The organism is Nocardioides sp. W7, assembly GCF_022919075.1.
In the GTDB taxonomy this organism is placed as follows: Bacteria; Actinomycetota; Actinomycetes; order Propionibacteriales; family Nocardioidaceae; genus Nocardioides.
Map to the genome: position 1 here is coordinate 3,726,610 of NZ_CP095078.1, position 26,121 is coordinate 3,752,730.

Consider the following 26,121-nt stretch of genomic DNA (forward strand, 5'->3'; position numbering starts at 1 on the left):
TTCTTGATCGGGTGAACGGGCGGAGCGGGGGCTGGATCAGCCCACCGCACCTTCCATCTGCAGCTCGATGAGGCGGTTGAGCTCGAGGGCGTACTCCATCGGCAGCTCCTTGGCGATCGGCTCGACGAAGCCGCGCACGATCATCGCCATCGCCTCGTCCTGCTCCATGCCGCGCGACATCAGGTAGAAGAGCTGGTCGTCGGAGACCTTCGAGACGCTCGCCTCGTGGCCCATGGAGACGTCGTCCTCGCGGATGTCGACGTACGGGTAGGTGTCGCTGCGGCTGATCTGGTCGACCAGCAGCGCGTCGCACAGCACGTTGGACTTCGAGCCGTACGCGCCCTCGTTGACCTGGATCAGGCCGCGGTACGACGTCCGGCCGCCGCCGCGCGCGACCGACTTGCTCAGGATCGAGCTGGAGGTGTGCGGCGCCGCGTGCACCATCTTGGCGCCGGCGTCCTGGTGCTGGCCCTCGCCGGCGAACGCGATGGAGAGCGTCTCGCCCTTGGCGTGCTCGCCCATCAGGTAGATGGCGGGGTACTTCATCGTCACCTTGGAGCCGATGTTGCCGTCGACCCACTCCATGGTGGCGCCGGCCTCGCAGGTCGCGCGCTTGGTGACGAGGTTGTAGACGTTGTTCGACCAGTTCTGGATCGTCGTGTAGCGGACCCGGGCGCCCTTCTTGACGATGATCTCGACGACCGCGGAGTGCAGCGAGTCGGACGAGTAGATCGGCGCGGTGCAGCCCTCGACGTAGTGCACGTACGAGTCCTCGTCGGCGATGATCAGGGTCCGCTCGAACTGACCCATGTTCTCGGTGTTGATCCGGAAGTAGGCCTGCAGCGGGATGTCGACGTGCACGCCCTTCGGCACGTAGATGAACGAGCCGCCCGACCACACCGAGGTGTTCAACGCGGAGAACTTGTTGTCACCGACCGGGATGACGGTGCCGAAGTACTCCTTGAAGATCTCCTCGTGCTCGCGGAGCGCGGTGTCGGTGTCGACGAAGATGACGCCCTGCTCCTCGAGGTCCTCGCGGATCGAGTGGTAGACGACCTCGGACTCGTACTGCGCGGCGACGCCCGAGACGAGGCGCTGCTTCTCCGCCTCCGGGATGCCGAGCTTGTCGTAGGTGTTCTTGATGTCCTCGGGCAGGTCGTCCCAGGTCGCGGCCTGCTTCTCGCTCGACCGGACGAAGTACTTGATGTTGTCGAAGTCGATGCCACCGAGGTCGGAGCCCCAGGTCGGCATGGGCTTGCGGTGGAAGAGCTTGAGGCCCTTCAGGCGCTGGTCGAGCATCCACTGCGGCTCGCTCTTCAGTGAGGAGATGTTGCGGACGACCTCCTCGCTGAGTCCACGCTTGGCGCCCGCACCGGCAGTGTCGGTGTCGGACCAGCCGAACTCGTAGCGACCGATGCCCTTGAGCTCCGGGTTGAGTTCCTCGATGGAGGTCATGTGGCGACCTGCTCCTTCTTCTCGGTGGTCATGGGCGTCTCGTTCGTGGATTCGGCCTCGGCGGGCACGGTCGGGATGCACGTGGTGCACACCCCGTCGCCGTGCGCGATGGTGGCCAGCCGCTGCACGTGGCGGCCGAGCACGCGGCTGATCGCCTCGGTCTCGGCCTCGCACAGCTGGGGGAACTCGTGGGCGACGTGCGCGACGGGGCAGTGCTGCTGGCACAGCTGCTCCCCCACGCTGTGCCCGTTGATCGGGAGCAGGTTCTTCACCGACGCGGCGTACCCCTGCTCGGTGAAGATCCGAGCAAGCACCTCGGCCGGGGACAGCGACGGGTCGGCCTGCCGGACCCCCGCGAACCTCTCCTCGATGAACGCCACCCGGCGCTTGGAGAATTCCCGGACCGCGTCGTCGCCCGCCGTCTCGGCGAGGAAGCGCAGCGCCAGAGCGGCCAGGTCGTCGTACTGCTGGTCGAAGCGGTCGCGCCCGACCTCGGTGAGGGCGAAGACCTTGGCCGGCCGGCCCCGGCCGCGCGCCACCCCGCTGCGCGGGTCGCGAGCCTCGACGGCACCGTCGATGACGAGCTGGTCGAGGTGTCGACGGACGGCGGCGGGGGTCAGGTCGAGCCGTTCGGCGAGCGCCGCGGCGGTGGAGGGACCGTTGACGAGGATCGACCGGGCCACGCGCTCACGCGTCGGCTCGTCGTGCGTCCCGTCGAATTCCACAACACCAGTGTGCCGTTATTGCTTTGCCCGCTTCAAGCAAGGCAACCCTTACCCCACGCGGGAGGGTGACGAGTGTCTCAGCCAGGCCAGGCCGGCGAACGGGAGCAGCAGCGGCAGATAGCCGTAGCCCTGCCCGAAGTGCGACCAGACCGTCTTGTCCGGGAACAGGTCGGTGGCCAGGTAGCTCAGCGTGCCGACGACCAGGACGCCGACCGCCTCCACCGTGCAGGCCGCGACGGCGGCCAGCCAGGCGCGCCGACCACCGAGCAGCAGGCAGGTGGTGGCGACCAGGTAGACGACCGCGGCCAGCAGGGAGAGTCCGTACGCCAGCGGCGCCCGGTCCGCGTCGACCCCGAGCTGGACCAGCGAGCGGCCGGTCGCCGCGACCGCGAACACGCCGTACACCGCGACCAGGATCCGCCCGGGGCCCGACGACAGGTCCGCGCTCCGATCCCTCTGACGTTCCCCCGCGCTAGGCACCGGCGGTCCACATCGTCCACAGGCGCGCCTCGCACGCAGCCACGGCGAGCAGCGCGACGAGCAGTACGCCGGTCCCCCAGCGGGTGCGCTCGACCAGGGCCAGCGCGGCCCCGACGGGGAGCATCAGCAGCGCCGTGAACAGGTACGACACGAAGGTCACGCCCTCGATGTCCCGGTCGGTCGCGCCCAGGGCGATGCAACCGCCGACGAGCTGACCGAGCAGGACCAGCGCGAGCACCCCGAGCAGGGCGAAGTACGGGTCGCTCGGCGGGCTCTGGTCGCGCACGATCATCACGACCGTCCACACGGCGGCCGCGCCGGTGAGGACCAGCACCAGTCCCAGGACCCAGACGTTCACGTGGAGAACGGTAGGGGGTCGGCTCCCGACCCCGAGCGCCGAGGCGCCGGGAGCGACTTCCTACACTGGCCCGGTGTCAGACGCCGCCCCTGCAGTCGTCGTCGACGGCCTGGTGATGCGGTACGGCGACAAGGTCGCCGTCGACGACCTCTCCCTGACCGTCGGCCGCGGCTCCATCACCGCCGTCCTCGGTCCCAACGGTGCCGGCAAGACCACCACCCTCGAGACCTGCGAGGGCTACCGCAAGCCGCAGCGCGGCTCGGTCCGGGTGCTCGGGCTGGACCCGGTGAAGCAGCGCCGCGACCTGCTCCCCCGGATCGGCGTGATGCTGCAGGGCGGCGGCGCCTGGAGCGGCGTGCGCGCCATGGAGATGCTGCGCCACATCGCGAAGCTGCACGCCCACCCGCTCGACGTCGAGATGCTGTCCGAGCGGCTCGGCCTGGCGGACTGCGGACGGACGCCGTACCGCCGGCTCTCCGGGGGCCAGCAGCAGCGGGTCGGGCTGGCGATGGCGCTGGTCGGTCGGCCCGAGGTCGTCTTCGTCGACGAGCCCACCGCCGGGATGGACCCGCAACTTCGCCGCACCACCTGGGAGCTGCTGGAGGAGCTGCGCGGCGACGGCGTCACCGTGGTGCTCACCACCCACTACATGGACGAGGCGGAGCGGCTCGCCGACCACATCCACATCATCGACCACGGCCAGCTGATCGCGTCCGGCTCACCGCTGGAGCTCACCCGCGGCGGCAGCACCGCGACGATCCGGCTGGTCGTCAGCCGGCCGTTCCCGCCGGGAGCGCCGGAGTCACTGCGCGTCGCCCTCGGCGAGGCGATCGTCGTGACCCAGCTCGACGACGTCAGCCTGCTCGTCACCGGCCCCGCCGACGCCTCGACGCTGGCCAAGGTGTCGCGCTGGTGCGACGAGAACGACGTGCTTCCCGAGTCGCTGACCCTCGGCGTACGCAACCTGGAGGACGTGTTCCTCCAGCTGACCGGACGAGAGCTGGCGACGTGACCACCCCCAGCATCGGCAACAGCACCGGCAAGGGCACCTTCACCCCGCGCCCCGGCGCGGCCCCGCTGCACCGGCAGGTGCTCGCGCAGGCGTCCATGGAGGCGCGGCTGATGCTCCGCAACGGTGAGCAGCTGCTGCTCGCCGTCGTGATCCCCGTGATCGTGCTCCTCGCCGCGGTCAAGGGCGCCGACCGGATCGACCTCGAGCTCTCCGGGCGGCCGATCGACGAGTTCACCCCCGGCGTCCTCGCGCTCGCCGTGATGTCGACCTCCTTCACCTCGCTGGCCATCGCGACCGGCTTCGAGCGCCGGTACGGCGTGATCAAGCGCCTCGGCAGCTCACCGCTCCCCCGCATCGGCCTGCTGGCCGGCAAGGTCGGGGCGCTGCTGCTCGTCCAGGTCCTCCAGGGCCTGGTCATCACCGCCGTCGCACTCGCTCTCGGCTGGGAGCCCGAGGTGTCGGTCGTGGGTGTGCTGCTCACCGTGGTCGCCGGCACCGCCGCGTTCGCCTCGCTGGGGCTGCTGGTGGCCGGCGCGCTGCGTGCTGAGGCGACCCTCGCGGCCGCCAACCTCGTCTACCTGTTGCTGATGGCCGGCGGGGCCGTCGTACTCCCGTCGACGGCGTACGGCGCGTTCGGCGACGTCGTGCGCTGGCTGCCCTCCGGTGCGCTCGGCGACGGCATGCGCTCGGCCCTGCTCGATGGTGCCGTCGACCCCGTCGGGCTGGCCGTGCTGGCCGGCTGGGCCGTGCTCGGCGCCGTGCTGACGGCCCGAACCTTCAAGTGGGAGTGACGATGTCTCTGAGTACGCCGGTGCGCACGGTGACCGGCCGGCTCGCGGCGTGGCTGTGGCCGCTCGCCGTCGCCAACCTGCTGGCCAACCTCGGCCTCATCGTCACCGGCGCCGCGGTCCGGCTCACCGGCTCCGGCCTGGGCTGCCCGACCTGGCCCCGGTGCACCGAGGAGTCCTACGTCACCCATCCGAGCATGGGCGTCCACGGCGTGATCGAGTTCGGCAACCGGATGCTCACCTTCGTGCTGGTGGCCATCGCGGTGCTGTGCTTCCTCGCGGCCTGGGGCTCGCGCGACCGGGTCGCGATCCGGCTCAGCGCGATCGTCGCCCTCGGCGTACCGCTGCAGGCGGTGATCGGCGGCGTCACCGTGCTCACCGACCTCAACCCGTGGGTGGTCTCGCTGCACCTGGTGGCCTCGCTGCTGATGGTGATGGTCTGCCTGGCCCTCCTCGACCACCTGCGCAGCCCGGCCCGCGCCGCCGCACCCCCGCTGCCGCGCGCCCTGGCCACCGCGGTGCTGGTCGTCGGCTGCGTGGTGCTCTACCTGGGCACCATGGTGACCGGCGCCGGGCCGCACGCCGGCGACGCCGAGGCGGTCCGCAACGGACTCACCCCGCGGGTGATCTCGCACGTGCACGCCGCCTCCGTCTACCTGCTGCTCGCCCTGACCGTGGCCCTGCTGGTCGTGGCGGTACGCCGCGGCGACCGGTGGCTCACCGTGGTCGTCGGCGCGCTCCTCGGCCTGGAGCTGCTGCAGGGCCTCGTCGGCTGGAGCCAGTACCTCCTCGACCTGCCCGAGCTGCTCGTGGCGATCCACATGCTCGGCGCCGGCCTGCTCGCCGCCGGCTTCTCCCGGGTCTGGCTCGCGGTGCGTGCGCACGAGCCGGTGCAGCCCGACACCGGGCGGCTGCTCGCCTGGGCGACCGGCCGCCAGCACGGCTGAGCGCCGTACGTTCAGTGCCGAGTCGGCAGTGGTTGCTGCCGACTCGACGCGCAACTGCGTGCGGCTACTGCCGACTCGGCGGAAGCAGCGTCAGCGGGTCAGCAGCGGGTCGAGCGCGACCGCGACGAAGAGCAGCGAGAGATACAGGTTGGAGTGGTGGAACAGCCGCATCGGCTGGATCGTCGAGAGGTCCTCGGTGCCCTTGGTGCGGCCCCAGAGTCGGTGCGCCTCGACGAGGAAGATCGCGCCGAGCACGACGGCGATGGCGGGGTAGAGCAGGCTCGTGCCGGCCACCGGCCACAGCAGCAGGGACGTGGCGACCATCACCCAGCTGTAGAGCACGATCTGGCGACCGACCTCCTGGGCGGGCACGACGACCGGCAGCATCGGGACGTCGACGTTGGCGTAGTCCTCGCGGTAGCGCAGGGCCAGCGACCAGGTGTGCGGCGGGGTCCAGAAGAACACCACCGCGAACAGCACGACCGGCACCCAGGAGAGCTCGCCGGTGACGGCCGTCCAGCCGATCAGCGCGGGGAAGCAGCCGGCGAGCCCGCCCCAGACAATGTTCTGGGTCGTACGCCGCTTCAGCAGCATCGTGTAGCCGAAGACGTAGAAGGCGTTCGCGCCGAGGGACAGCGCCGCCGAGAGCGGGTTCACCCACGCCAGCAGCACCGCGGTGGAGGCGATCGCGAGCAGGAAGCCGAAGATCAGCGCCGCCCGCGGAGAGACGATGTGGCGCGGCAGTGCCCGCCGGCGGGTACGCCGCATCTGCTCGTCGATGTCGCGGTCGTAGACGCAGTTGAAGACCGAGGCCGAGCCCGCCGAGAAGGTGCCGCCGACGACCGTGGCCGCGACCAGCCCGAGCGGGGGGATGCCCCGGTCGGCGAAGAACATGACCGGGACCGTGGTCAGGAGCAGCAGCTCGATGACGCGCGGCTTGGTGAGGCCGACGTACGCCGCGACGACGTCGCGGAACGAGGCCCGGGGGTGAGAGTCTCCCGAGTCATCCTGCAGGGCAGCAGGGGCCGGCTGGCCGACGTACGTCACAGGTGTCCTCAGCAGATCTCGGGAGCGTGGAGCGAGTGTGAGTCTATCGCGGGCCTTGAGTAGTCTCGGCGGTGCCTGATTCCCCCGGAGAGGAACCCCGTGAGCACTGCTGCTGGACTGGACTGGACCGACCTCGATGAGAAGGCGGTGGACACGGCCCGGGTGCTGGCGATGGACGCGGTCCAGAAGGTGGGGAACGGCCACCCCGGCACGGCGATGAGCCTCGCTCCCGCTGCCTACCTCCTGTTCCAGAAGGTGATGCGGCACGACCCGTCCGACCCGAGCTGGGTCGCCCGCGACCGCTTCGTGCTGTCCTGCGGTCACTCCAGCATCACGCTCTACACGCAGCTCTTCCTCGGCGGCTTCGGGCTGGAGCTGGAGGACCTCAAGTCGCTGCGCACCTGGGGCTCCAAGACCCCGGGCCACCCCGAGCTCGGCCACACCGCCGGGGTCGAGGTCACGACGGGCCCGCTGGGCCAGGGAGTCGCCAACGCGGTCGGCATGGCGATGTCGGGCCGCCGCATCCACGGCATCCTCGACGCCGACGCGGCGCCGGGCGAGAGCCTCTTCGACCACCACGTCTACGCCCTGTGCTCCGACGGGGACCTGCAGGAGGGCGTCAGCGGCGAGGCCTCCTCGATCGCCGGCACCCAGGAGCTCGGCAACCTGACGGTCGTCTACGACCGCAACCGGATCTCGATCGAGGGCGACACCGACATCGCCTTCACCGAGGACGTCGCCAAGCGCTACGAGGCCTACGGCTGGCACGTCCAGACCGTGGACTGGACCAACGGCGGCACCGACTACCGCGAGGACGTGCCGGCGCTCTACGACGCGATCACCGCCGCCCGCGAGGTCATCGACCAGCCCTCGCTGATCGTGCTCGACACGATCATCGCCTGGCCCGCCCCGAACGCCCAGGGCACCGAGCAGGCCCACGGCAGCGCCCTCGGCGCCGACGAGGTCGCCGCCACCAAGAAGGTCCTCGGCTGGGACCCCGAGCTGCACTTCGACGTCCCCGCCGACGTGCTGGCCCACACCCGCGCGCTCCGCGACCGCGGCGCCGAGTGGGGCGACGCGTGGGACAAGCAGTACGCCGCCTGGGCCGAGGCGAGCCCGGAGAAGGCCGAGCTGCTGCACCGGCTCAAGGCCCGCACCCTCCCCGAGGGCCTGGCCTCCGCGCTGCCGACCTTCGAGGCCGACCCCAAGGGCGTCGCGACCCGCTCGGCGTCCGGCAAGGTCATCAACGCCCTGGCCCCGCTGCTGCCCGAGCTGTGGGGCGGCTCGGCCGACCTCGCGGGCTCCAACAACACGACCATCAAGGACGTCCCGTCCTTCGCGCCGGCCAGCCGGACCACCCGGGACTGGACCGCTGACCCCTACCAGGGCCGGGTGCTGCACTTCGGCATCCGCGAGCACGGCATGGGCGCGATCATGAACGGCATCGCGGCCGACACCCTGACCCGGGTCTTCGGCGGCACCTTCCTGACCTTCTCCGACTACATGCGCGGCTCGGTCCGGGTCGCCGCGCTGAGCAAGCTGCCGGTCACCTACGTGTGGACCCACGACTCGATCGGCCTCGGCGAGGACGGCCCGACCCACCAGCCGATCGAGCACCTCGCGTCCCTGCGCGCCATGCCCGGGCTCGACGTCGTGCGTCCGGCCGACGCCAACGAGACCGCCGCCGCCTGGCTGACGATCCTGGGCCACACCGACCGTCCGGCCGCGCTCGCGCTGACCCGGCAGAACGTCCCGGTCTTCCCGCGCGGGGAGGGTGGGTTCGCCGGCACCGACGACGTCGCCAAGGGCGGCTACGTCCTGATCGACGCCGAGGGCGGCACGCCCGACGTGATCCTGATGGGCACCGGCTCGGAGGTGCAGCTGGCCGTCGAGGCGCGCGAGCTGCTCGCCGCCGACGGCATCTCGGCCCGGGTCGTCTCGCTGCCCTGCCTGGAGTGGTTCGAGGCCCAGACCATCGCCTACCGCGAGACGGTGATCCCGCCCACGGTCAAGGCCCGGGTCTCGGTCGAGGCCGGCGTCAAGCAGGGCTGGCGCGAGTACGTCGGCGACCACGGCCGGATCGTCTCGATCGACCAGTACGGCGCGTCGGCCGACTACGCGCGGATCTACACCGAGTACGGCATCACCGCTCAGTCCGTGGCCGACGCGGCCCGCGACAGCATCCGGGTCGCCCGCTGACCCTGCGCTCCCCTCGCGGGTCTGACCCGATCCCGCGCGGGTACCCCACCAGCAACGAACTCAGGAGGAACCCATGAGTGAACGCTTGGAGGCGCTCGCGAACGCGGGCGTGTCGATCTGGCTCGACGACCTGTCCCGCGAGCGGATCGAGACCGGCAACCTGGCCGACCTGGTCAAGGAGCGGGCCGTCGTGGGGGTGACCACCAACCCGACGATCTTCGCGAGCGCCATCGCCAACGGTGAGCGGTACGACGAGCAGGTCCGCAAGCTCGTCGCCGCCGGGGAGCCGGTCGACCGGGTGATCTTCGACCTCACGACCGAGGACGTCCGCAACGCCTGCGACGTACTCGCCCCGGTCGCCGAGCGCACGGCCGACGACGGTCGCGTCTCGATCGAGGTCGAGCCCGATCTCGCCAACGACACCGAGGGGACGATCGCGTCCGCGCAGGCCCTCTGGGCGGCGGTCGCCCGGCCCAACGCGCTGATCAAGATCCCGGCCACGAAGGAGGGGCTGCCCGCCATCACGGCGGCGATCGCCCAGGGGATCAGCGTCAACGTCACGCTGATCTTCGGCGAGCAGCGCTACCGCGAGGTGATGGACGCCTACCTCACCGGCCTCGAGCTGGCCCGCGACTCCGGTCTCGACCTGGGCGCCATCCGGTCGGTCGCGTCGTTCTTCGTCTCCCGCGTCGACAGCGAGATCGACGCCCGCCTGGACGCGATCGGCACCGACGAGGCGACCGCGCTGAAGGGCAAGGCCGCCGTCGCCAACGCCCGGGTTGCGTACGCCGCCTTCACCGAGGTGCTCGCCAGCGACCGCTGGTCGGTCCTGGCCGCAGCCGGCGCCAACGCGCAGCGACCGCTCTGGGCGTCGACGGGGGTCAAGAACCCCGACTACTCCGACACCCTCTACGTCACCGACCTGGTGGTGGCCGGCACGGTCAACACGATGCCGGAGAAGACCCTGGAGGCCTTCGCCGACCACGGCGTGGTCGAGGGCGACCAGGTGACCGGCAAGGGCGAGGAGGCCCGGGCGGTCTTCGACGCGCTGGCCGCCGTCGGCATCGACTTCGAGGACGCCCTGGTGGTCCTGGAGACCGAGGGTGTCGACAAGTTCAAGAAGTCCTGGACCGAGCTCGTCGAGACCGTCGAGGGGCAGATGGAGAAGGCCGGCCGGTGACCGACGCGCCGGTGGACCCGACGACGACGGCCGCCTGGTCGCGCCTGAGCGCGCTGGCCGCCGACTTCGCGCCCGACCTGCGGGCCTGGTTCGCCGAGCAGCCCGACCGGGTCGGCCGGCTCGGCTTCACCGCCGGCGACCTGGCCGTCGACCTCTCGAAGGCGCTGCTCGACGACGAGGTGCTGGCGGCCCTGCTCGACCTCGGTGACGAGGTCGGGCTGACCGAGCGCCGGGACGCGATGTTCCGCGGCGAGCACATCAACGTCACCGAGGACCGAGCGGTGCTGCACACCGCGCTGCGGCGTCCCGCCGACGCGCCGCTCGTGGTCGACGGCCAGGACGTCGTCGCCGACGTCCACGACATGCTGCAGCGGGTCTACGCCTTCGCCGACCAGGTGCGCAGCGGTGCCTGGACCGGAGTGAGTGGCGAGCGGATCCGCACGGTGGTCAACATCGGCATCGGGGGCTCCGACCTCGGGCCGGTGATGGCCTACGAGGCGCTCGCGGCGTACCGCCAGGACGGCCCCGACGACGGCATCGAGTGCCGGTTCATCAGCAACATCGACCCCACCGATGCCGCGCTCACGCTCGCCGGGCTCGACCCGGCCAGCACGCTGTTCATCGTCTCGAGCAAGACCTTCGGCACCCAGGAGACCCTGACCAACGCCCGGCTGTGCAAGGCCTGGCTGCTCCAGGGGCTCGCCGGGCACGACGCGGCGGACGCGGTGCGCAGGCACTTCGTCGCCGTCTCGACGGCGCTCGACAAGGTCGCCGACTTCGGCATCGACCCCGCCAACGCCTTCGGCTTCTGGGACTGGGTCGGCGGTCGGTACTCCCTCGACTCCGCGATCGGCACCTCGCTGGTCGTCGCGATCGGGCCGGACCGGTTCGCCGAGCTGCTGGCCGGCTTCCACACCATGGACGAGCACTTCCGGACCGCCGAGTCCGCCCGCAACGTGCCGGTCCTGATGGGCCTGCTCAACGTCTGGTACACCAACTTCCTCGGCGCCCAGACCCACGCCGTACTCCCCTACGCGCAGCTGCTGCACCGGTTCCCGGCGTACCTCCAGCAGCTGACGATGGAGTCCAACGGCAAGGGGGTGCGCTGGGACGGCTCGCCGGTCACGACCGAGACCGGCGAGGTGTTCTGGGGCGAGCCCGGCACCAACGGCCAACACGCCTTCTACCAGCTCATCCACCAGGGCACCCGGCTGGTCCCGGCCGACTTCATCGCCTTCGCGAACCCGTCGTACCCCCTGGTCGACGAGGTCGACGGTCGCAGCGTGGACGTGCACGAGCTGTTCCTCGCGAACTTCCTCGCCCAGACCCGGGCGCTGGCCTTCGGCAGGACCGCGGAGGAGGTCCGGGCCGAGGGCACCGACGAGGCGGTCGTCCCCGCGCGCGTCTTCGCCGGCAACCGGCCGACCACGTCGATCATGGCGCCGGAGCTGACGCCGTCGGTCCTCGGCCAGCTGATCGCCCTCTACGAGCACCTCACCTTCGTCCAGGGGGTCGTGTGGGGCATCGACAGCTTCGACCAGTGGGGCGTGGAGCTCGGCAAACAGCTGGCCCGACAGATCGGCCCGGCGATCACCGGCGACGCCGACGCACTCGCCGAGCAGGACGCCTCCACCCGGGCCCTGATCGCCTACTACCAGCAGCACCGGCGCCGATGACGAGGCCGTACGTCAACCCGCTCCGCGACCCGGCCGACCGGCGGCTGCCGCGGATCGCCGGACCCTGCGGCCTGGTGCTGTTCGGCGTCACCGGCGACCTGTCGCGCAAGAAGATCATGCCGGCCATCTACGACCTCGCGAACCGGGGCCTGCTGCCGCCCGGCTTCAGCCTGGTCGGGTTCGCGCGCCGCGACTGGGCCGACCAGGACTTCGCCCAGATCGTCCACGACTCGGTGAAGGCGCACGCGCGCACCGAGTTCCGCGAGGAGGTCTGGCGGCAGCTGGCCGAGGGGTTCCGGTTCGTCCCGGGCAACTTCGACGACGACCACGCCTTCGCCCAGCTGCGTCGCACCATCGAGGAGCTCGACGAGGTCCGCGGCACCGACGGCAACCACGCGTTCTACCTGGCCATCCCGCCGGGCTTCTTCGGCGACGTGGTCGGTCAGCTGGACGAGCACGGCCTGGCCCAGGCGCCCGACGGCTCGTGGCGACGGGTGGTCGTCGAGAAGCCGTTCGGTCACGACCTCGCCTCCGCCCAGGAGCTCGACCGGGTCCTCGCCGGCGTCTTCTCCGAGGACTCCGTGTTCCGCATCGACCACTACCTGGGCAAGGAGACGGTGCAGAACATCCTGGCGATCCGGTTCGCCAACGAGATGTTCGAGCCGCTCTGGAACGCCAACTACGTCGACCACGTGCAGATCACCATGGCCGAGGACGTCGGCATCGGCGGCCGGGCCGGCTACTACGACGGCATCGGCGCGGCCCGCGACGTCATCCAGAACCACCTGCTGCAGCTGATGGCCCTGGTGGCGATGGAGGAGCCGACGTCCTTCGACGCCGAGAGCCTACGCATCGAGAAGCAGAAGGTGCTCTCCTCCGTCGTCCTGCCCCGCCGCCTCGACCTGACGACGGCCCGCGGGCAGTACGCCGCCGGCTGGGCGGGCGGCGAGAAGGTCACCGGCTTCCACGACGAGGAGGGCGTGGCCGCGGACTCGACGACCGAGACGTACGCCGCCGTCACCCTGCACGTCGCCACCCGGCGCTGGGCCGGCGTGCCGTTCTACCTGCGCACCGGGAAGCGGCTGGGCCGCCGGGTCACCGAGGTCGCGGTCGTCTTCAAGCGGGCGCCGCACCAGCCGTTCAGCGAGCACTCCACCGAGGAGCTCACCCAGAACGCCCTGGTGATCCGGGTCCAGCCCGACGAGGGGATGACCGTCCGGTTCGGCTCCAAGGTGCCCGGCACCCAGATGGAGATCCGCGACGTCAACATGGACTTCGTGTACGGCGGCTCGTTCACCGAGTCGTCGCCGGAGGCCTACGAGCGGCTGATCCTCGACGTACTCCTGGGCGACCCGCCGCTCTTCCCGCGCAGCGAGGAGGTCGAGCTCTCCTGGAAGATCCTCGACCCGATCCTCGAGGCGTGGGCGAAGAAGGGGGCTCCCGACGCCTACCCGTCCGGCGGCTGGGGCCCAGAATCGGCCGACAAGATGCTGGCCCGCGACGGCCGGGTCTGGCGACGACCGTGAGGACGCCGACATGATCGAGCTCCTGGACACCAACTCGGCCGGGATCGCCGCGGAGTTCCTCCGGGCCCGCACCCGCGCCGGCAGCCCGGCGATGGGCATGGTGATGACCCTGGTCATCGTCGTGGACGAGGACGAGGCCGAGGAGGCCATGCGCGTCGCGCGCGAGGCCGCCCACGAGCACCCCGCCCGGGTGCTCGGCGTGATCCTGGGCGACGGACGCGGCTCCGGCGTCGTCAACGCCCAGGTCGGAACCGGCTCCGGCTGGACCGGGGAGACCGCACTGATCCGGCTTCAGGGCGAGGTCGTCAAGCACCCCGAGTCGGTGGTGCTCCCGCTGCTGCTGCCCGACTCCCCCGTCGCCGCCTGGTGGCCCTCCGACCCGCCGGAGGACCCGGCCGCCGACCCGCTCGGCCGGCTCGCCCAGCGGCGGATCACCGACGCGGCCGCGGCGACCCACGCCCGGACCAAGGCCATCCACACCCAGTGCGCCCGGTACGTCCGCGGCAACACGGACCTGGCCTGGACCCGGATCACCCCGTGGCGAGCGCTGCTCGCGGCCGCGCTCGACCAGCACCCGCTCAAGGTCACCTCGGCGTCGGTCTCCGCCGAGAGGATCAGCCCGTCCGCCGACCTGCTCGTCGCGTGGCTCGCGGACCGGCTGCGGGTCTCCGTGGACCGGCGGACCACCGACGGACCGGGCATCACCGAGGTCGTCCTGGAGACCGGCGAGGGCCCGATCCGGATCTCCCGCGCGGACGGCAAGCTCGCGACGTTCTCCAGCCCCGAGCGTCCGGACCGGCCGATCGCGCTCAAGCGCCGGGACCGGCCCGAGCTGCTGGCCGAGGAGCTGCGTCGCCTCGACGAGGACGACGTGTACGCCGCGACCACCCGCTACCTGGCCCGCCAGCACCCCCAGTCCTCGACGAAGCGGAAGAAGGCCTCCCCGTGACCAGCTCCCCCCGCATCGAGGTCCATCCGGACGCCGCCGACCTGGCGACCGCGGTCGCCGGCGAGCTGCTCTCCCGGCTCGCCGACGCCCAGGACGCCGGTCGGGTCCCGCACCTCGGGCTCACGGGCGGCTCGATCGCGGAGGCCGTGCACCGCGAGATCGCCCGACTCTCCCCCGGCTCGGAGGTCGACTGGTCCCGGGTCGTCGTCTGGTGGGGCGACGAGCGGTTCGTCGCCCCGGACTCGCCCGACCGCAACGCGGTCGACGCCCGCGCCGCGTTCCTCGACGTCCTGGGCGTTCCGGCCGAGCACGTCCACGAGATGCCCTCGACCCAGGACGCGCCCGACGTCGACGCCGCTGCGGCGGCGTACTCCGCGGAGCTGCGGGAGCACGGGGCCGGCCAGTTCGAGGTGCTGATGCTCGGCATGGGTCCCGACGGGCACGTCGCCTCGCTCTTCCCCGGCCACCCAGCGATCGACATCGCCGACCAGGTGGCCGTGGGGGTCACCGGTTCGCCCAAGCCGCCGCCCGAGCGGGTCACCCTGACCTTCGCGGCCCTCAACCGGTCGGCGTCGGTCTGGTTCCTGGTCAGCGGCGAGGGCAAGGCCGCGGCGGTCGCGCGCGCCCACTCCGGCACCGCCGACGCCCCCGTCGACCCGCACCTGGTGCCCGCCGCCGGCGTGTCCGGGCTGGAGGAGACCATCTGGTTCCTCGACCGGGAGTCGGCCTCTGCGATCTGAGCATGTCGTCGGTCGAGTAGCGAGCGCCAGCGAGCAGGTCGGTGGTCGGGTAGCGAGCGCCAGCGAGCGTATCGAGACCCGCTCCCGGGCGTCTCGCGAGAGCTGGACGAGGTCTCGACACGCGGGTCGCTCGACCACCGTCAGCGGATCCGCTGACGCGTCTCCGCTAGAAGATCAGGTCGCCGGACTTGCGCCGCGAGCGGAGCAGCTGGAGCGCCTCGTCCAGGATGTCCTGGGCCTCCTTGTCGGAGCGGCGCTCCTTCACGTAGGCCAGGTGCGTCTTGTACGGCTCGACCTTGTTCGCGGGCGGGGCGTTGTCCGAGTCGCGCCCGGCCGGGAGCCCGCACTTGGGGCAGTCCCACGACTCCGGCGCTACCGCCTCGATCGCGAACGTCACCACAGCGCTGTGCCCGCGCGAGCAGAAGTACGACACAGCCTGCCGCGGGGCGGCATCACCGCGCTCCGCCTCGCCCATCGGGCCTGCGCCGACCCGACTTCCACGAATGGCGTTTCCTCCACCAGCCACAGTGACGGTGTCCTGTCTCTTCGAAGGTCCCGAGAGGGAACTGGTTAGGGGTAGGCGAGCAGGAGGCCGAGCGCGATGACGCAGGCGAACCAGATCACGCCGAGCCCGACGGTCAGGCGGTCGAGGTTGCGCTCGGCGATCGACGAGCCACCCAGGGAGCTGGAGACGCCGCCGCCGAACATGTCGGAGAGGCCACCCCCGCGTCCCTTGTGCAGGAGCACCATGAGGATCATCAGGGCGCTCGTGATCATGAGCACGACAGTGAAGACGGTAGTCACGAGAATAAATCCTACGTCACACGCGCGCGGATCAGAGGACCGGCATGTCGTAGAAGCGGCAGATACCGCTGAACTCGTCGACCTGCAGGCTCGCTCCGCCGACCAGACACCCGTCGACATCCTCCTTGGCCATGATGCCGGCGACGTTCGCGGCCTTGACCGAACCGCCGTACAGGACCCGTACGGCGTCGGCGGCGGCGTCTCCGTGCGTCTCCCGGATGCTGCTCCGGATGGCCGCACAGACCTCCTGGGCGTCCTCGGGGGTCGCCACCTCGCCGGTGCCGATCGCCCAGACGGGCTCGTAGGCGACGACCAGGCCGCCGACCTGCTCGGCGGTGAACCCCGCCAGCGAGCCGGTGACCTGGGCGAGGCAGTAGGCGACCTGCTCGCCCGCCTGACGGACCTCCAGGCCCTCGCCCACGCACACGATCGGGGTCATGCCGGCCGCGAGCGCCTTGGTGGCCTTGGCGTTGACGATCTCGTCGCTCTCGGCGTGGTACTCCCGACGCTCGCTGTGGCCGACCACGACGTAGGAGCAGCCCAGCTTGGCCAGCATGCCGGCCGAGATCTCGCCGGTGTAGGCGCCCGAGTCGTGAACGGAGACGTCCTGGGCGGCGTACTTGACCGCCAGCCGGTCGCCGTCGACGAGGGTCTGCACCGAGCGCAGGTCGGTGAACGGCGGTACGACGACCACCTCGACCTTGCCGTGGTCGTGCCGCTTGTCGGACAGCGTCCAGGCGAGCTTCTGGACCAGCACCACCGCTTCCTGGTGGTTGAGGTTCATCTTCCAGTTGCCCGCCATCAGCGGGATGCGCTTGCTCATGATGCTCCTGAGGTCGGGGCGGTCGGGGTCTGGGGCGGAGCCCCAGTGGGGGTCCACGGGGGCGGAGCCCCCGTGCGGTTAGTGCTCCAGGACCTTGATGCCGGGGAGCTCCTTGCCCTCGAGGTACTCGAGGGAGGCGCCACCACCGGTGGAGATGTGTCCGAACGCCGATTCGTCGAAGCCGAGGGCGCGCACCGCCGCCGCCGAGTCTCCGCCGCCGACGACAGAGAGACCGTCGACCCGGGTGAGCGCCTCGGCGACCGCGCGGGTCCCCTCGGCGAACGCGGCGACCTCGAAGACACCCATCGGACCGTTCCAGAACACCGTGCGCGCGTCGGCCAGCGCCGCGGCGAACGCGGCCCCGGACTCCGGGCCGATGTCGAGACCGAGCGCGTCGGCGGGGATCTCGGTGGCGGGCACGACCTGCGGTTCCGGGGTGCGGTCGCCGGCCGGGAACGCGGTGTCGACCACGATGTCGGTCGGCAGCACGATCTCGACGCCGGACTCCTCGGCGCGGGCCAGGTACGCCCGGCACGTGTCGAGCTGGTCGGCCTCGAGGAGGCTCTTGCCGACCTCGTGGCCCTGGGCCTTGAGGAAGGTGAAGACCATGCCGCCGCCGATCAGCAGCTTGTCGGCCTTGTCGAGCAGGTTGTCGATGACACCCAGCTTGTCGGAGACCTTCGAGCCGCCGAGGACGACGACGTACGGCCGCTCCGGGGACTCGGTGAGCCGCTTCATCACGTCGAGCTCGGTGGCGACCAGGCCACCCATCGCGTGCGGGAGACGCTGCGCGACGTCGTACACGGACGCCTGCTTGCGGTGCACCACGCCGAAGCCGTCGGAGACGAACGCGTCGGCGAGCGCGGCGAGCTGGTCGGCGAACGCGGCACGCTCGGCCTCGTCCTTGCTGGTCTCGCCGGCGTTGAACCGGACGTTCTCCAGCACCGCGACCTGGCCGTCGGCCAGGCCGGCGACCGTGGACTGCGCGGACTCCCCGACGGTGTCGGTCGCGAAGGCGACGTCCTGCCCGAGCAGCTCGCCGAGGCGGGCAGCGACCGGGCGCAGGGAGTAGCGGTCCTCGGGGGCGCCCTTCGGACGACCGAGGTGCGCCGTCACGACCACCCGCGCACCGGCCTCGGCCAGGGTGCGGATGGTCGGGACGCTGGCGCGGATCCGGCCGTCGTCGGTGATGGTGCTGCCATCGAGCGGGACGTTGAGGTCCGAGCGGACCAGGACGCGCTTGCCCCGGACCCCCTGCTCGATCAACGAGGCGAGCGTGCCGTTGTCAGTCATGCCTCAGAGGGACTTGCCGACGTAGTCGATCAGGTCGGCGAGCCGGTTGGAGTAGCCCCACTCGTTGTCGTACCAGCCGACGACCTTGACCTGGTTGCCGATGACCTTGGTCAGCGGCGCGTCGAAGATGCACGACGCCGGGTCGGTGACGATGTCCGAGGACACGATCGGGTCGGTGGAGTACCGCAGGAACCGGCCGTCGGCGGCCTTCTCGATGATCGCGTTGACCTCCTCGACCGTGGTCTCGCGGCCGGCCTCGAAGGTCAGGTCGGTCGCCGAGCCGGTCGGGACCGGCACGCGCAGCGCGAAGCCGTCGAGCTTGCCCTTCAGCTCGGGCAGGACCAGACCGATCGCCTTGGCGGCACCGGTCGAGGTCGGGATGATGTTGAGCGCGGCGGCGCGGGCGCGACGCAGGTCCTTGTGGATGTTGTCCTGGAGGTTCTGATCGGCCGTGTAGGCGTGGATCGTGGTCATCAGACCCTTGACGATGCCGAGGTCGTCGTTGAGCGCCTTGGCCATCGGGCCGAGGCAGTTGGTGGTGCACGACGCGTTGGAGATCACGTGGTGCGCGGCGGCGTCGTACTGCTCGTGGTTGACGCCCATCACGATCGTGATGTCCTCGTTGCTCGCGGGCGCCGAGATGATGACCTTCTTGGCGCCGGCGTCGATGTGCGCCTTCGCCTTGGTGGCGTCGGTGAAGAAGCCGGTCGACTCGACCACGACGTCGACCCCGAGGGCTCCCCAGGGCAGGTCGGCCGGGTTGCGCTCGGCGAACGCCTTGATCTCCTTGCCGCCGACGACGATCGCGTCGTCGGTCGCGGACACGTCCGCGTCGAGGCGGCCCAGGATCGAGTCGTACTTCAGCAGGTGGGCCAGGACCTTGTTGTCGGTCAGGTCGTTCACGCCGACGATCTCGATGTCGAGACCGGACGCACGCACGGCGCGGAAGAAGTTGCGGCCGATCCGGCCGAACCCGTTGATACCTACACGAACGGTCACTGCGCTTGCTCCTCGGGACGCTGGGGGTTCAGGTCTGGTGGCGGCGGGTGCCGGGCACCCACCACGCATCGACCCTATACGCCGGGCCGACCGGTCCAGCGTGGCATCCCGGGGTACGTGCGGGTAACGGGCGTTGGTCCCGGGGTGCGCGGGACTTCGTCCTGGGCACCCGATGGATCATCGGCGAAACCGACTCGGTCTCGACACGCCGGTTGCGGCTTCGTTCCTCAGCCGCACGGCTCGCTCGACCACCATCAGCGGGTCCGCTGGCGCGTCCCCGCTCATGCATCCTCGGCGAGCATGTCGGGGGTCAGCGAGGCCTCGGTGTCGGGGATCCCCAGCTCCTCGGCGCGCTTGTCGGCCATCGCCAGCAGCCGGCGGATGCGGCCGGCGATGGCGTCCTTGGTGAGCACCGGCTCGTGCAGCTGCCCGAGCTCCTCGAGCGAGGCCTGCTTGTGCTCCAGGCGGAGCGCACCGGCCATCTTGAGATGGTCGGGCATCTCCTCGCCGAGGATCTCGATCGCCCGCTCGACCCGGGCGCCGGCGGCGACCGCGGCGCGGGCCGAGCGGCGCAGGTTGGCGTCGTCGAAGTTGGCGAGCCGGTTGGCGGTGGCCCGGACCTCGCGGCGCATCCGTCGCTCCTCCCAGGCCATCAGCGCCTCGTGCGCGCCGAGCCGGGTCAGCAGCTGCCCGATGGCGTCGCCGTCGCGGATCACCACCCGGTCCACGCCCCGGACCTCGCGGGCCTTGGCCTGGATGCCGAGCCGCCGGGCGACACCGACCAGCGCGAGCGCGGCCTCCGGTCCCGGACAGGTGACCTCGAGGGACGACGAGCGTCCCGGCTCGGTGAGGGACCCGTGGGCGAGGAACGCGCCGCGCCACGCGGCGACGGCGTCGCAGCCGCCGCCCGACACCACGGCCGGCGGGAGCCCCCGGACGGGTCGACCGCGCTGGTCGAGCAGCCCGGTCTGCCGGGCCAGCGCCTCGCCGTCGCGCGCGATCCGGACCAGGTAGCGACTGCCCCTGCGGATGCCGTTGCCCTGCACCACCACGACGTCGGCCTGGTGGCCGTAGACCTCCAGGACGTCGGTGCGCAGCCGGCGGGCGGCGGCGCCGGTGTCGAGCTCGGCCTCCACCACGATCCGGCCGCTCACGATGTGCAGCCCGCCTGCGAACCGCAGCAGCGAGGCGACCTCGGCCTTGCGGCAGCACGTCTTGGTGGTCTGGGTGCTGGCGAGTTCCGCCTTCACCTGTGCCGTCATCGCCATACGGCCGATCCTGCCACGCGCGTCAATCACCCCCGGCGTCCAGGGGGACGGCTCCGTGAGCGGAATCTCAGGTCAGCCCTGCTCCAGGATCCGGGCGTACGCCGCGGCGAGCAGCGCCGGGTCGTGCCGCGCCGAGCCGACGTGCTCGGCGACCTCCTCGACCACGAGCGCGGCACCGGTGGCGGCCACCATCTGCTGGAGCTCGTGGAGGTCCTCGCCGACGCTGCTGCGGTCGGCGAGGACCGTGTGCACCTGCAGGTCGGGGGCGTGCTCGGCCAGCACCGAGAGGTGGTCGGCCGGGCCGAAGCCCGGGGTCTCCCCCGCCTGCTCCTCGAGGTTGAGCACGACGATCACCCGGGCCTCGGTGCGCACCAGCGCGTCGCGCATGGCCGGCACCATCAGGTGCGGGATGACCGAGGTGAACCAGGAGCCGGGGCCGATGACGACCCAGTCGGCCTCCTCGACCGCGGCCACCGCCTCCGGGCAGGGCTCGGGGTCGGGCGGGTCGAGCGCGATCTCGACGATCACCCCGTCGGTGGTGGCGACCTCGACCTGGCCCCGCACCAGGGTCAGCGCGTCCGGGTCGTCGGCGACCAGGCCGCGGACGTCCGCGGTGATGTCCATCGGGGTCAGCGCCATCGGCAGCACCCGGCCCTTGGCGCCGAGCAGCCGCCCCACCCGGTCGAGGGCGTCGACGTGGTCGCCGAGAAGCTCCCAGAGCCCGACGATCAGCAGGTTGCCGACCACATGGCCCTTCATGTCGCCGGCGCCGGCGAAGCGGTGCTGCAGGACGTTGGACCAGGTGGTGCCCCACTCGTCGTCGCCGCACAGGGCGGCGAGTGCCATCCGCAGGTCGCCGGGCGGGAGCACGTTGAACTGACCCCGCAGCCGGCCGGAGGAGCCACCGTTGTCGGCCACCGTCACGATCGCGGTGAGCTCGTCGACCGTCAGGTCGTCGACGAGTCGGCGCAGGGCACGCAGCGAGGTGTGCAGGCCGTGCCCGCCTCCGAAGGCGACGACCGACTGGGCACGCGGCCCGGTCATTCCCGCCCCAGGTCGCGGTGGACGGCGCGGGCGACGTACCCCTGCTCGCTGAGGCGGCGCGCGATCTCCTCGGTCATCGCGACGCTGCGGTGCTTGCCGCCCGTGCAGCCGATGGCCACCCGCATGAAGCGCTTGCCCTCGCGGAGGTAGCCCTCGGCGACCCCGGTGAGCACCGGGACGTAGCCGTCCAGGAACTCCTCGGCCCCGGGCCGGCTGCGGACGTACTCGGCGACCTCGGGGTCCTTCCCGGTGCCCGGTCGCAGCTCGGGGATCCAGTGCGGGTTGGGCAGGAAGCGCATGTCGGCGATGAAGTCGGCGTCGACGGGGATGCCGTACTTGAAGCCGAAGCTCAGAACGGTGACCCGCAGCTGCGTCGTGTCGGGGGTGCCGAACGCCTCGGAGATCCGGTCGGTGAGCTGGTGGACGTTGAGCGCGCTGGTGTCGATGACCAGGTCGGCGGAGCTGCGCAGGTCGGCCAGGACCCGGCGCTCGCGCTCGAGGCCGTCGAGCAGCCGACCGCTGCCCTGCAGGGGGTGCGGCCGCCGGGCGGCCTCCTGACGCCGGACGAGCACCTCGTCGGTGGCGTCGAGGAAGACCAGGGTGGCGTTGCGGCCGCTGGCGCCGTGGGCGAGGTTGGCCTGCAGCGAGCCGAAGAACGAGCCGGACCGGACGTCGACGACCACCGCGATCGGCTGACCCGGACCGCGGCTGCCGTCGACCAGGCGGACCACGTCGCTGAGCAGGCTCGGCGGCAGGTTGTCGACCACGAAGTAGCCGAGGTCCTCCAGCTCCTTGGCCGCCGTGCTGCGACCGGCACCGGTCATGCCGGTGACGACGACCAGCTCGCCGGTCGGGGCGACTTGCTCCATGCCTCAGCCCTCTTCGATCTCGCCGGTCGCGGTGTTCACGGAGACAGTCTTGCGGGTCTCGGCGGCAGCCGTGACGGAGTCCTTGATGGCGGTCGCGGTGCGGGTGCCGATGCCGGGGACCTGCGCGATCTCCTCGACCGTCGCGGCGCGGAGCTTCTTCAGCGAGCCGAAGTGCTTGAGCAGCGTCTTGCGGCGCACCTCCCCCAGCCCCGGGATGTCGTCGAGCACGCTCTCGACCATCGTCTTGGAGCGGCGCGAGCGGTGGTGGCCGATCGCGAACCGGTGCGCCTCGTCACGCAGCCGCTGGAGCAAATAGAGACCCTCGGAGGAGCGGGCCAGGATCACCGGGTCCTCCTGACCCGGGAGCCACACCTCCTCGAGCCGCTTGGCCAGTCCGCAGACCGGGATGTCGTCGATGCCGAGCTCGTCGAGGGCCCGCTGCGCCGCCGCGACCTGCGGCGGTCCGCCGTCGACCACCACCAGGCCCGGCGCGTAGGCGAACTTGCGCGGCCGGCCGGTCTCGGGGTCGACCAGCATCGGCCCGGAGGTGTCGTCGCCCGGCTTGAGCTCGGAGCGCGCCTGCTCGTCGAGCAGCCGCCGGAACCGCCGGGTGATCACCTCGTGCATGGAGGCGACGTCGTTCTGCCCGTCGACGCCCTTGATCACGAACCGGCGGTACTCGCTCTTGCGGGCCAGGCCGTCCTCGAAGACCACCATCGAGGCGACCACCTCGGTGCCCTGCAGGTTGGAGATGTCGTAGCACTCCATGCGCAGCGGGACCTCGTCGAGCTCCAGCGCCTCCTGGATCTCCTCCAGCGCCCGGTTGCGGGTGGTCAGGTCGCTGGCCCGCTTGGTCTTGTGCAGCACCAGCGCCTGGCCGGCGTTACGGGCGACGGTCTCCTGCAGCGTCTTCTTGTCGCCGCGCTGCGGCACCCGGATCTCGACCCGGGCGCCGCGCAGGTCGCCGAGGAGCTGTTCGAAGGTCTCGGGGTCCGGCGGCATGGCGGGCACCAGGATCTCGCGCGGGATCGACTCGGGGTCACCGGCGTACAGCTGGAGGAGGAAGTCCTCGACCAGCTTGTCCGTCCCGCCCTCGTCGACCCGGTCCGCGACCCAGCCGCGCTGGCCGCGGATCCGCCCGCCCCGGACGTAGAACACCTGGACCGCCACCTCGAGCGGGTCCTCGGCCAGCGCGATCACGTCGACGTCGGCGCCGTCACCGAGCACCACGGCCTGCTTCTCCAGCGCGCGCTCCATCGCACCCAGGTCGTCGCGCAGCCGCGCCGCCTTCTCGAAGTCGAGCGCGTCCGAGGCGGCGTACATCTGCTGCTCGATGCGGCGGGTGAACGGCCGGGTGCGGCCGGCCATGAACTCGCAGAAGTCGTCGACGATCTCGCGGTGCTCCTCCGCGCTGACGTTGCCGACACACGGTGCGGAGCACTTGTCGATGTAGCCCAGCAGGCAGGGCCGACCGATCTGGGCCGACCGCTTGAACACCCCGTTGCTGCACGAGCGCATCGGGAAGACCCGCAGCAGGATGTCGACGGTCTCGCGGATCGCCCAGGCGTGGCTGTAGGGGCCGAAGTAGCGGGTGCCCTTGCGCTTGGCGCCGCGCCCCACCATCACCCGCGGGAACTCCTCGCCCACCGTCACGGCCAGCCACGGGTAGGACTTGTCGTCGCGGTACTTCACGTTGAACCGCGGGTCGAACTCCTTGATCCAGGAGTACTCCAACTGCAGGGCCTCGACCTCGGTGTTGACGACCGTCCACTCCACGCTCGCCGCCGTCGTGACCATCGTCGCGGTGCGCTGGTGGAGGTTGCCGATGTCCTGGAAGTACGACGACAGCCGGGCGCGGAGGTTCTTCGCCTTGCCGACGTAGATGACCCGGCCACCCGGGTCGCGGAAGCGGTAGACCCCCGGCTGGGTCGGGATCGAGCCCGGCTCGGGGCGGTACGACAACGGCCCCCGGGAGGTGCGACGGGGACGGGCGGGAGGCACGGGACAACCCTACGGTCCACCGGGGACAGTGCCGCCCGGGCGGGTCGTCAGGGATCCTCGGGCGCGTCCACTTCGCGTTGCTTGTCGACTGGCTTACTCTTCTTTCATGCCGTGTCGCGACTCCTACGGGTACGCCCTGACCACCAGCCCCGAGGCTGCTGCGGCGTACGACCGTGGCCTGGGCGACCTGCTCCGGCTCCGGTCCGGCGGGGCCGCAGTCGCGACGGCGGTGGCGCTGGACCCGACGTTCGCGATCGGCCACGCGACCCTGGCCCTGCTCGGCCACGAGATGTGCCTCGCCGTCGACCTCGACGCCCGCCTCCGCGACGCCGAGCTGCACGCCGGCCGCGGCACCGAGCGCGAGCGCAGCCACGTGCACGCCGTCGCGGCGCACGTCCGCGGCGACTCCCGCCCGCTGCTCCAGCACCTGCGCACCCACCCGCGCGACGCGCTGCTGCTCTCCGCCGCCGTGCCCACGATCGCCTTCGCCGGGGCGACCGAGGTCCCCGAGGACGCCTGGGAGCTGGTCGAGCAGGCGATCCCGGCGTACGGCGAGGACTGGTGGTTCACCGGGCTGCTCGCGTTCGTCCGCCAGGAGCAGCGGCGTTTCGACGAGGCGATGGAGCTCTCCTGCCGCTCGCTGGCGGTCGAGCCGGCCGCCGGGCACTCCGCCCACGCCCGCGCGCACGCCCACTACGAGACCGGCGACCATGCCGCGGGCCTGGCCTGGATGGACTCGTGGGTCAGCGGCTCGGGCCAGCGGACCGAGAGCCTGAGCCACTTCTCCTGGCACGCCGCCCTGCACGAGCTGTCGCTGGGCGACCTCGACGCCGTACGACGTCGGCACGACACGCAGCTGCGCCCGGAGCTGGGCCTGGGCTGTCGCACCCTGGTCGACACCGGCTCGCTGCTCTTCCGCTGGGCTCTCACCCCCGGCGCGGAGGACGTCCCGGGCCTCGACGAGGTGGCGCGGCTGACCGGCCGAGGCGTGCTGGAGCGTCCCGCGACGCCGTTCCTGGCGATGCACGCAGCGGTGGTGCTGCTCGCCCTCGGCGACGGAGCCGGGCTGGACCGGCTGGCGGCGTACGCCGACGGACACGCCCACCCGACCCAGCGCGAGGTCGTCGCACCGCTCGCCCGGGCGCTGCGCCGGCTCGCCGACGGCCAGGCGGGCGAGGCGGCCGACCGGCTCGCGGCGCTCACTGTCGCGTGTCGCCGCCTCGGAGGCTCGGACGCGCAGCGCGAGATCCTCGAGGAGACCCGGATCGCGGGGCTGCTGCGCGCCGACCGGTACGACGAGGCCCACCTGCTGCTCGACGCCCGACTGGACCGGCGCTCGTCCGCCCGCGACCAGCGCTGGCGCGCGCAGGTGCTACGCGATGCTGATCGCGTCGCCGTTGACCGTGAGGACGATCTCCTTCAGCGCTGAGGAGGCCGGACCACCCTCGACGGAGCCGTCCTCGATCGAGAACGAGCTGTGGTGGCAGGAGCAGTTGATCGTCCCGTCCTCGACACCGGTCACCGGGCACCCCTGGTGGGTGCAGATGTTGGTGAACCCCTTGAACTCGCCCTCGGTCGGCTGGGTGATCACGACGCCCTCGTCGCCGAAGATCTTCCCGCCACCGACCGGGATGTCGGCCGTCGTCGTCAGCCCTTCGGCCGGTGCGCCAGCACCCTCGGAGGTCGCCGGGGCGGCCGGCGAGGACCCGCCGGAGGAGCTGCTCGGCGCGTCGACACCGCTGCTTGCGTCGTCACCGCCGCAGGCGGCCAGGAACGGGACCCCGACCCCGACGGTGACGGCACCGGCCAGGGCGTGCCGGCGGCTCAGGCAGGCGCACGCGCGCCCGCCGCGGACGGCCTTCGGGGCATCCGGCGTACTGGTGGTGCGGCTCTCCGTGGTCACGATCGGGATCCTCTCGGCAGCGGAAGTCGTTGAAG

At 71.6% G+C, this 26,121-nt stretch carries 25 protein-coding genes; 10 read left to right on the plus strand and 15 right to left on the minus strand.

All coding sequences use genetic code 11. The annotated features are described in order from the left end of the window. Positions 1 to 36 precede the first annotated feature (36 nt). The 4 genes from sufB to MUB56_RS17620 all read right to left on the minus strand — a co-directional run bounded on the left by sufB (position 37) and on the right by MUB56_RS17620 (position 3,018). Positions 37 to 1,455: a Fe-S cluster assembly protein SufB gene (gene sufB, locus MUB56_RS17605; RefSeq protein WP_244928309.1), complete on the minus strand. Its 1,419-nt coding sequence runs from the start codon at positions 1,453 to 1,455 to the stop codon at positions 37 to 39. Beyond that, positions 1,452 to 2,180: a helix-turn-helix domain-containing protein gene (locus MUB56_RS17610; RefSeq protein WP_244928310.1), complete on the minus strand. Its 729-nt coding sequence runs from the start codon at positions 2,178 to 2,180 to the stop codon at positions 1,452 to 1,454. The genes sufB and MUB56_RS17610 overlap by 4 nt, the downstream gene beginning before the upstream one ends. Before the next feature lie 48 nt (positions 2,181 to 2,228). Further along, positions 2,229 to 2,585, minus strand: a complete 357-nt coding sequence (locus MUB56_RS17615; protein WP_244928311.1) for a hypothetical protein — start codon at positions 2,583 to 2,585, stop codon at positions 2,229 to 2,231. 67 nt (positions 2,586 to 2,652) lie between these two features. Continuing rightward, a complete protein-coding gene (locus tag MUB56_RS17620) occupies positions 2,653 to 3,018 on the minus strand; it encodes a hypothetical protein (RefSeq protein ID WP_244928312.1) in 366 nt (121 codons plus the stop codon). Between the two features lie 73 nt (positions 3,019 to 3,091). On the opposite strand from MUB56_RS17620, the gene MUB56_RS17625 reads away from it, so the two are divergent. Genes MUB56_RS17625 through MUB56_RS17635 form a run of 3 tightly spaced genes read left to right on the plus strand, consistent with a single transcriptional unit; the run spans position 3,092 to position 5,765 of the window. Further along, the gene (locus MUB56_RS17625) at positions 3,092 to 4,030 is read left to right on the plus strand and encodes an ABC transporter ATP-binding protein (protein WP_244928313.1); all 939 of its coding nucleotides are present in this window, start codon (positions 3,092 to 3,094) and stop codon (positions 4,028 to 4,030) included. Continuing rightward, positions 4,027 to 4,821 (plus strand): ABC transporter permease, encoded by a 795-nt coding sequence (locus MUB56_RS17630; protein WP_244928314.1) that lies wholly within the window; start codon positions 4,027 to 4,029, stop codon positions 4,819 to 4,821. Before MUB56_RS17625 ends, MUB56_RS17630 begins: the two co-directional genes overlap by 4 nt. A gap of 2 nt (positions 4,822 to 4,823) precedes the next feature. Beyond that, positions 4,824 to 5,765, plus strand: coding sequence for a COX15/CtaA family protein (locus MUB56_RS17635; protein WP_244928315.1), 942 nt, complete (start codon positions 4,824 to 4,826; stop codon positions 5,763 to 5,765). Positions 5,766 to 5,855: 90 nt separating this feature from the next. Here MUB56_RS17635 and MUB56_RS17640 read toward each other — a convergent pair whose 3' ends face one another. Continuing rightward, positions 5,856 to 6,812: a heme o synthase gene (locus MUB56_RS17640; RefSeq protein ID WP_244928316.1), complete on the minus strand. Its 957-nt coding sequence runs from the start codon at positions 6,810 to 6,812 to the stop codon at positions 5,856 to 5,858. Between the two features lie 99 nt (positions 6,813 to 6,911). Here MUB56_RS17640 and tkt point away from each other — a divergent pair, with 99 nt between their 5' ends. From tkt to pgl, 6 genes are all read left to right on the plus strand, one after another. Next, positions 6,912 to 9,011, plus strand: coding sequence for a transketolase (gene tkt / locus MUB56_RS17645; protein ID WP_280637303.1), 2,100 nt, complete (start codon positions 6,912 to 6,914; stop codon positions 9,009 to 9,011). Between the two features lie 73 nt (positions 9,012 to 9,084). Continuing rightward, a complete protein-coding gene (tal, locus tag MUB56_RS17650; protein ID WP_244928317.1) occupies positions 9,085 to 10,191 on the plus strand; it encodes a transaldolase in 1,107 nt (368 codons plus the stop codon). Beyond that, on the plus strand, positions 10,188 to 11,867 hold the full coding sequence (gene pgi / locus MUB56_RS17655; protein WP_244928318.1) for a glucose-6-phosphate isomerase: 1,680 nt from the start codon (positions 10,188 to 10,190) through the stop codon (positions 11,865 to 11,867). Before tal ends, pgi begins: the two co-directional genes overlap by 4 nt. Beyond that, positions 11,864 to 13,393: a glucose-6-phosphate dehydrogenase gene (gene zwf, locus MUB56_RS17660; RefSeq protein ID WP_244928319.1), complete on the plus strand. Its 1,530-nt coding sequence runs from the start codon at positions 11,864 to 11,866 to the stop codon at positions 13,391 to 13,393. Before pgi ends, zwf begins: the two co-directional genes overlap by 4 nt. A gap of 10 nt (positions 13,394 to 13,403) precedes the next feature. After that, positions 13,404 to 14,342: a glucose-6-phosphate dehydrogenase assembly protein OpcA gene (locus tag MUB56_RS17665; protein ID WP_244928320.1), complete on the plus strand. Its 939-nt coding sequence runs from the start codon at positions 13,404 to 13,406 to the stop codon at positions 14,340 to 14,342. Beyond that, on the plus strand, positions 14,339 to 15,082 hold the full coding sequence (pgl, locus tag MUB56_RS17670) for a 6-phosphogluconolactonase (protein WP_244928321.1): 744 nt from the start codon (positions 14,339 to 14,341) through the stop codon (positions 15,080 to 15,082). Before MUB56_RS17665 ends, pgl begins: the two co-directional genes overlap by 4 nt. A gap of 166 nt (positions 15,083 to 15,248) precedes the next feature. Here pgl and MUB56_RS17675 read toward each other — a convergent pair whose 3' ends face one another. From MUB56_RS17675 to uvrC, 9 genes are all read right to left on the minus strand, one after another. Next, positions 15,249 to 15,608: an RNA polymerase-binding protein RbpA gene (locus MUB56_RS17675; RefSeq protein WP_280637304.1), complete on the minus strand. Its 360-nt coding sequence runs from the start codon at positions 15,606 to 15,608 to the stop codon at positions 15,249 to 15,251. Between the two features lie 44 nt (positions 15,609 to 15,652). Continuing rightward, positions 15,653 to 15,886 carry a preprotein translocase subunit SecG gene (gene secG, locus MUB56_RS17680; RefSeq protein ID WP_244928323.1) on the minus strand — a complete coding sequence of 78 codons (234 nt, stop codon included), beginning with the start codon at positions 15,884 to 15,886 and terminating at the stop codon, positions 15,653 to 15,655. 31 nt (positions 15,887 to 15,917) lie between these two features. Next, a complete protein-coding gene (tpiA, locus tag MUB56_RS17685; RefSeq protein WP_244928324.1) occupies positions 15,918 to 16,709 on the minus strand; it encodes a triose-phosphate isomerase in 792 nt (263 codons plus the stop codon). A 78-nt stretch (positions 16,710 to 16,787) separates the two neighbouring features. Beyond that, a complete protein-coding gene (locus MUB56_RS17690; RefSeq protein ID WP_244928325.1) occupies positions 16,788 to 18,002 on the minus strand; it encodes a phosphoglycerate kinase in 1,215 nt (404 codons plus the stop codon). Between the two features lie 3 nt (positions 18,003 to 18,005). Then, positions 18,006 to 19,001 (minus strand): type I glyceraldehyde-3-phosphate dehydrogenase, encoded by a 996-nt coding sequence (gene gap, locus MUB56_RS17695; protein ID WP_244928326.1) that lies wholly within the window; start codon positions 18,999 to 19,001, stop codon positions 18,006 to 18,008. 281 nt (positions 19,002 to 19,282) lie between these two features. Continuing rightward, positions 19,283 to 20,269 carry a DNA-binding protein WhiA gene (whiA, locus tag MUB56_RS17700; protein WP_244928327.1) on the minus strand — a complete coding sequence of 329 codons (987 nt, stop codon included), beginning with the start codon at positions 20,267 to 20,269 and terminating at the stop codon, positions 19,283 to 19,285. Positions 20,270 to 20,341: 72 nt separating this feature from the next. After that, complete coding sequence (yvcK, locus tag MUB56_RS17705) at positions 20,342 to 21,313, minus strand: uridine diphosphate-N-acetylglucosamine-binding protein YvcK (RefSeq protein WP_244928328.1); 972 nt, start codon at positions 21,311 to 21,313, stop codon at positions 20,342 to 20,344. Then, positions 21,310 to 22,182 carry an RNase adapter RapZ gene (rapZ, locus tag MUB56_RS17710; RefSeq protein ID WP_244928329.1) on the minus strand — a complete coding sequence of 291 codons (873 nt, stop codon included), beginning with the start codon at positions 22,180 to 22,182 and terminating at the stop codon, positions 21,310 to 21,312. The genes yvcK and rapZ overlap by 4 nt, the downstream gene beginning before the upstream one ends. 3 nt (positions 22,183 to 22,185) lie before the next feature. Beyond that, positions 22,186 to 24,183: an excinuclease ABC subunit UvrC gene (uvrC, locus tag MUB56_RS17715; RefSeq protein WP_244928330.1), complete on the minus strand. Its 1,998-nt coding sequence runs from the start codon at positions 24,181 to 24,183 to the stop codon at positions 22,186 to 22,188. A 106-nt stretch (positions 24,184 to 24,289) separates the two neighbouring features. On the opposite strand from uvrC, the gene MUB56_RS17720 reads away from it, so the two are divergent. Continuing rightward, positions 24,290 to 25,612 (plus strand): pyridine nucleotide-disulfide oxidoreductase, encoded by a 1,323-nt coding sequence (locus MUB56_RS17720; RefSeq protein WP_244928331.1) that lies wholly within the window; start codon positions 24,290 to 24,292, stop codon positions 25,610 to 25,612. Here the strand turns inward: MUB56_RS17720 and MUB56_RS17725 are convergent. Then, positions 25,556 to 26,086 (minus strand): Rieske (2Fe-2S) protein, encoded by a 531-nt coding sequence (locus tag MUB56_RS17725; RefSeq protein ID WP_244928332.1) that lies wholly within the window; start codon positions 26,084 to 26,086, stop codon positions 25,556 to 25,558. The genes MUB56_RS17720 and MUB56_RS17725 overlap by 57 nt on opposite strands. Positions 26,087 to 26,121: the final 35 nt, after the last annotated feature.

Coding starts and splice junctions, on each gene's coding strand:
- sufB (WP_244928309.1), bottom strand. CDS start 1,455: ATGACCTCCATCGAGGAACTCAACCCGGAGCTCAAGGGCATCGGTCGC.
- MUB56_RS17635 (WP_244928315.1), top strand. CDS start 4,824: ATGTCTCTGAGTACGCCGGTGCGCACGGTGACCGGCCGGCTCGCGGCG.
- tal (WP_244928317.1), top strand. CDS start 9,085: ATGAGTGAACGCTTGGAGGCGCTCGCGAACGCGGGCGTGTCGATCTGG.
- zwf (WP_244928319.1), top strand. CDS start 11,864: ATGACGAGGCCGTACGTCAACCCGCTCCGCGACCCGGCCGACCGGCGG.
- MUB56_RS17665 (WP_244928320.1), top strand. CDS start 13,404: ATGATCGAGCTCCTGGACACCAACTCGGCCGGGATCGCCGCGGAGTTC.
- tpiA (WP_244928324.1), bottom strand. CDS start 16,709: ATGAGCAAGCGCATCCCGCTGATGGCGGGCAACTGGAAGATGAACCTC.
- MUB56_RS17690 (WP_244928325.1), bottom strand. CDS start 18,002: ATGACTGACAACGGCACGCTCGCCTCGTTGATCGAGCAGGGGGTCCGG.
- whiA (WP_244928327.1), bottom strand. CDS start 20,269: ATGGCGATGACGGCACAGGTGAAGGCGGAACTCGCCAGCACCCAGACC.
- yvcK (WP_244928328.1), bottom strand. CDS start 21,313: ATGACCGGGCCGCGTGCCCAGTCGGTCGTCGCCTTCGGAGGCGGGCAC.
- rapZ (WP_244928329.1), bottom strand. CDS start 22,182: ATGGAGCAAGTCGCCCCGACCGGCGAGCTGGTCGTCGTCACCGGCATG.
- MUB56_RS17720 (WP_244928331.1), top strand. CDS start 24,290: ATGCCGTGTCGCGACTCCTACGGGTACGCCCTGACCACCAGCCCCGAG.